Origin of the sequence: Chitinophaga sp., from assembly GCF_035564935.1 — a bacterium.
Taxonomy (GTDB): Bacteria; Bacteroidota; Bacteroidia; order Chitinophagales; family Chitinophagaceae; genus Chitinophaga.
The window spans coordinates 1-5,008 of record NZ_DATMTE010000519.1 but is presented as its reverse complement, the minus strand read 5'-3'; the positions used below and the strand labels follow the sequence as shown (position 1 = coordinate 5,008).

Below are 5,008 nucleotides of genomic sequence, written 5' to 3'. Positions count from 1 at the left end.
GCAGGCAGCAGGTGATGATATTACCTGTTACCTTTATTAAAGAAGATAAACAATCCATCTTTACCGGCTACTATCACATCTTTTTTGCCGGAGCCGGTAAGGTCGTGTGTTACAAAATACAACCCCGCTCCTTTTGATCCGTAGCTGATCACCTGTTTGGTAAATGAGTTGCCGTTCCATTTGAAGTAGTAGATACCGCAGGGATCATCAGAGCCCGGATCATGATCGTTGTGTGCGCGGTAACGTTTGCCGGTTACCAGTTCCGGCTCCCCATCTCCATCTATATCTTCCCACAGCATGGTATGATATTGTGAATTGAAAGGATCGATGGCGTGTTTGATCCATTGCCGTTTATTTGTTTTGGGATCTTTTTTCTGCTCGTACCAGTCGAGCCCGTAATCATGCCCCTGCCCTGCAATCAGATCAGGCAGCCCGTCTTTATTTACATCCGCCACTATTACGGGTACGCTGGCGGTGCCCAGGTTAAACCCGGGGTGAAACGTCCATGCGGCGCTGTAGGGCGAGGCGGGTGCTTCCAGCCATCCTTCGGGTACTACCAGGTCCGTACGGCCGTCGCCGTTAATGTCTCCGCAACCCAGGCCGTGGCCTGATTTGCGATCCAGTATTTTATGCGCCGTGAAGGTGGCGCTGCCTTTTGTTTGGTGGTATACCACCAGCGGGTCATTAGGCGTATTGGGAACTATTTCCGGTATACCGTCGCCGTCCAGGTCCCAGGCGCGGGTAGTTTCAATATTGCCGGGAGTGGCTATCACATGTTCTTTCCATTCCGAATCGTTGCCGGGGTTTTCCTTCCATACCAGGGTTTTGCCAAACCAGCCGCCGGTGATGTAGTCCATCCGGCCGTCGCCGTTCACATCAAACGGGATGGTGGAGAAGTCGTCCCAGTATTCGCCGAATTGTTTTACCGGGCCAATGTAATGCCGCGTGAAATAAGCCGGGCCTTCATACCAGTACGCGCCGGATACCAGGTCCGGCACCTTATCATTATTAACATCCATTACGGCTACTGATTCATAACTCTCTGCTGCGATGAACCGTTTCTCAAACTTCAGCGGCGCCGGGCCTTTGGCGGCCTGGCCAGCCGCTGTAACAGCAAGCAGCATTAAACCGGCAACAGGAACAAGGTATTTTTTCATATTGAACAGTTAAAACGTGGAATAGAACAAGATAGTGAATACCCGCAATAAACTGTCCTGTAGTGTCCTGACTCCGCTACCCTTTGCACATCTTCAATCACCAGGATGCATAGCGCCTTTTTTTAAAAGGCAACTATAAATAAAAACCAGCTCAGGCAGGATGGCGCAAAACTTTGATCAGCGCTGCCGCTTCTTCATCTGCATAGCCTGCTGCACCGGCCTTTTTGAACAGTGCCGCGGCAAAGGCGGGGAAATCTGAATTGATACCGGCTTCACGGGCAGTGGCTTCCAGTCGCGCTGTAGCCTCAATGGAAATACGCATAGGGCTTTCCGTTACGGCAAAGTTATTAGTATGGATCATGTTGCCTTCATGTTGCAGGAAGGCGCCAAAAGTTGGTGTAATCCCTGCTACAATGGCGGCGTACTGATCTACTCCCAACCCTTCCGCTTCCGTGATCCTTGCCCCGTGCAGGAAGCCGATCACTGATCCGTAGATGTAGGACAGGGTGGCCAGGTCCATAGTGGGCGCGGCGCTGATACCAGCGCCGAGATAAGTGATGCCGCCACCAAACACCCTGAGTACGGGTATTAGTAACTTGTACACATCAGCTGCGCCAGACAGCAGGATCGGCGTATCGGCGCGGCCCATTTGTGAAGGGGCTGCCTGGATGGCGCCATTCATATAGGCGGCGCCGTTAGCCTCCGCCCACTCGCCCGTAAAGCGGGCTTCCGCCGGGCTGATAGTAGTGAGTTGTAATAATGCACGGTTTTTAATGGCAGCTTTTACCTCCGGGGTATCCAGTATAGCCATGGTGGCGGCGTGGTTGTAAACGCAAATCACGGTGACCGGGCTGGCGGCAACAGCGGTAGCTGCATCCGGCGCCGGTACTGCTCCTTCACGGGTAAGTGCAGCGGCCTTCTCCGGGCTGCGGTTCCATACGGTCACCTTATGTCCTGCGGCGAGTAAAAGTTTTGCCAGTGTAATACCCATTGCGCCCAAACCAATCAGGGTAACTGCGTTTTGCTTGTTGATCGTTGTTATCATACATTCATCATTTTATGACACAAAGCTCCGCAGAACGCTGCGTAGAAAAAATAAGGGAAAAATTATTCCCTGCGGGAATCTTTGTTCCCTGTCCGCCAATAATTCTTTAAAATTGTGATCTAATCACCTGTATATGTACGAGAGAAAAATACCTGAAGACCTGGAATGCGGTATTAACGTGAGCATGAAAGTATTGAGCGGGAAATGGAAAGCCTGTATACTGGACAGCATCAGCAAAGGGATCCGCAGGCCCAGTGAGCTGCACACCGCCATCAATACTGCCGCGCCGAGAGTGATCAATATGCAGTTGCGGGAACTGGAAGAGTATGGGATGGTATATAAAAAGAGCTATCCCGGCACCCCGCTGAAAGTGGAATATTATCTTACACACACAGGAGAAAGTATACTGCCTGTTGTTGCCGCTATTGACCAATGGGGGGTTCATCACCGCGGGCATATAATACGTATGCAGCACGCCCTGCAACAGCCCTTCAGTTGAAAGCGGCGTCATCTTCCGGGGAGAAGTCGCCCTTCATAAAATGCAACGTAAAACTTGTACCGCTCTCCGGCAGGCTTTTCACTTCAATTACACCCCCATTCTGTTCTGCGAACTCCCGGCAAAGCAGCAGGCCAAGACCGGTACCGCGTTCCCCGTCCGTACCATAACCCGGGTACTGGTGAGAGGTAAACAGTGTACTGAGCTGCTGCGCCGACATGCCCATGCCGTGGTCGGTAATAGTGATCACCACTTCCTCCGTTACATCTGCCACCAGTTCGATGTTACCGCCGGGATAACTGAATTTCAGCGCATTGCTGAAGAGGTTGCGGAGGATCACCGATACCTGGTCGCGGTCCGCATACAAAGCGGCAGTCACCGGTATCTGCAAGTCTATCCTGATCTGCTTTTGCTGTATAATCCCTTCAAAAAAATGCAGTACCTCCGTTACCACCGGGGCCAGTAAAAAATCTCTGCGCCGGGTCTGGATCCCTTTCATGCTGCGGGTACTCCAACGCAGCACATTATCGAGCGTAATACCCAGCTGCGATACTTTTTTATGCAGCACATCCGCCGCTTCTTCCATGTCATTGCGGGGATACTGTCCTCTCCGGAACATATCCAGCAGGCTTTCCAGTGTAGCCAACGGACTGCGGATATCGTGCGCCACAATAGAAAAAAGTTTCTCTTTATCCTTGTTCATGGATACCAGCGCCTGTTGCTGCTGCTCAATTTCCCGCTGGTAATCCGACTGGACGTGCTTAAAAAAACTGAGCGCCACTACAATGAACAGTAATGATACTGCCACGTTCCCCCAAATCCTTTCTACAGGTACGGGCGGCGCCAGGTACCACGATTGCGGCATAAATATGATCAGCATAAATGCCGTGATCACCAGCAGGCTCAGCGTACCTACTATCCACTTATTATCGTAGATCAGGATAACGATAAAAAGAATGTTCAGTAAAAAATATTCTGCGCCGTTGTGGAAATAAACACCGGTAAACGTATAGATCAGGATACTGGTACAAATAAGCACCAGCCTGGCGCTGAGGTATTTCCGGTATTTATGGAAAATCAATACCAGTATACAAATAAAGGTAGTAGTGGCGTTCAGCCCCGCCAGGAGGTAGCGGCCCTGCATTAAATTTACCACGCAATAAAAAAACATGCAGGGAATACAGGGTAATGAAAGTAAATTTAATAACTTTGTGCGCCTGGATTCTATATAAGGCATAGCAGGATGTATGCCAACATTGACAATGTTGTTCCAGTGATACTCAACTGAACGGTATAGAAATTCCTTGACTCCCTGCGGCATAGATACCGCAAAGATACTCCATAACGGTTGTTTTTTTCAACTCTCTTTATTCCCTTCTTTTTCATGCAGCTGATTTTGTCGGACGCAGGATTATGCTGATTACACTGATTTTGTTTTTAATGCAGCGGAGGGTGGAGTTTTTAATTTTTAATTTATTTTATGAAGATGAATAAAATTACCAGGGATCGGTTTTTTATTGTTACGGGTGGGCCGGGTATGGGCAAAACCGCTGTTATAACCGCGCTCGGTGAACAGGGATATGCTATAGTGCCGGAAACAGGACGGGACATTATACGGCAGCAGGTAGCGGCAGGCGGACAGGCGTTGCCATGGGCCGACCGGGAGGCGTTTGCATGGCTGATGTTTGAGCAGTCGCTGCGCGACTACCGCATGCAGCCTGACGGAAATGGGTTTGTATTTTTTGACAGGGGCATTGCAGATACCATCGGGTACCTCGAGCTTTGCGGGTTGCCGGTACCGCAGGAGATGTACCGGGCGGCCGCCTCATACAGGTTCAATGAAACGGTGTTTATTACACCGCCGTGGCTGTCCATTTATGAACAGGATAAAGAACGTAAACAATCTTTTGAAGAAGCAGTGCTTACTTATGAAAGCATGGTAAAAGTGTACAGCCGGCTGGAATACAGGCTGGTTCAGCTACCTGAAACAACGGTGCAGGAAAGGGCAGCGTTTATGCTGGATACGATCTCCCGTTGGGGGAAATAACCGATAGTAAAATATATTATCTTCCTGTATGCTTCTTAACTACTTTAAAATAGCCCTTCGTTATCACAGGAAAATAAACTGTACGCAGGGATCAATATAACTGGCCTGGCCATTGGCGGCAGCGTATGGATGAAGGTAGATCGACTGCCCCGAAGCAACAATACTGATACAAACCGGTATAAACAGCAGCAGAGACACCGCGGGCAGGTTGAGTCATAAACAATATTTCATAGGATAAAGAATAACGGCAGCACCTGATTAAT

The 5,008-nt window shown here is 49.7% G+C and carries 6 protein-coding genes; 2 read left to right on the top strand and 4 right to left on the bottom strand.

Annotated features, from left to right (window positions below):
* Nucleotides 1–20 precede the first annotated feature (20 nt).
* Entirely contained in the window at nt 21–1,157 is a 1,137-nt protein-coding gene (locus tag VN105_RS13185; RefSeq protein WP_325641586.1) for a VCBS repeat-containing protein, read from the bottom strand.
* A 151-nt stretch (nt 1,158–1,308) separates the two neighbouring features.
* Nucleotides 1,309–2,202, bottom strand: coding sequence for an NAD(P)-dependent oxidoreductase (locus tag VN105_RS13180; protein WP_325641584.1), 894 nt, complete (start codon nt 2,200–2,202; stop codon nt 1,309–1,311).
* Nucleotides 2,203–2,335: 133 nt separating this feature from the next.
* Between VN105_RS13180 and VN105_RS13175 the strand changes: the two genes are divergently transcribed.
* The gene (locus VN105_RS13175; RefSeq protein ID WP_325641582.1) at nt 2,336–2,701 is read left to right on the top strand and encodes a helix-turn-helix domain-containing protein; all 366 of its coding nucleotides are present in this window, start codon (nt 2,336–2,338) and stop codon (nt 2,699–2,701) included.
* Here the strand turns inward: VN105_RS13175 and VN105_RS13170 are convergent.
* On the bottom strand, nt 2,694–3,842 hold the full coding sequence (locus VN105_RS13170; protein ID WP_325641580.1) for a HAMP domain-containing sensor histidine kinase: 1,149 nt from the start codon (nt 3,840–3,842) through the stop codon (nt 2,694–2,696). The genes VN105_RS13175 and VN105_RS13170 overlap by 8 nt on opposite strands.
* Before the next feature lie 336 nt (nt 3,843–4,178).
* Between VN105_RS13170 and VN105_RS13165 the strand changes: the two genes are divergently transcribed.
* Nucleotides 4,179–4,745: an AAA family ATPase gene (locus tag VN105_RS13165; RefSeq protein ID WP_325641578.1), complete on the top strand. Its 567-nt coding sequence runs from the start codon at nt 4,179–4,181 to the stop codon at nt 4,743–4,745.
* Nucleotides 4,746–4,808: 63 nt separating this feature from the next.
* Here the strand turns inward: VN105_RS13165 and VN105_RS13160 are convergent, their stop codons facing one another.
* Entirely contained in the window at nt 4,809–4,943 is a 135-nt protein-coding gene (locus tag VN105_RS13160) for a hypothetical protein (RefSeq protein ID WP_325641576.1), read from the bottom strand.
* Between the last annotated feature and the right edge of the window lie 65 nt (nt 4,944–5,008).

Coding starts and splice junctions, on each gene's coding strand:
- VN105_RS13185 (WP_325641586.1), bottom strand. CDS start 1,157: ATGAAAAAATACCTTGTTCCTGTTGCCGGTTTAATGCTGCTTGCTGTT.
- VN105_RS13180 (WP_325641584.1), bottom strand. CDS start 2,202: ATGATAACAACGATCAACAAGCAAAACGCAGTTACCCTGATTGGTTTG.
- VN105_RS13175 (WP_325641582.1), top strand. CDS start 2,336: ATGTACGAGAGAAAAATACCTGAAGACCTGGAATGCGGTATTAACGTG.
- VN105_RS13170 (WP_325641580.1), bottom strand. CDS start 3,842: ATGCAGGGCCGCTACCTCCTGGCGGGGCTGAACGCCACTACTACCTTT.
- VN105_RS13165 (WP_325641578.1), top strand. CDS start 4,179: ATGAAGATGAATAAAATTACCAGGGATCGGTTTTTTATTGTTACGGGT.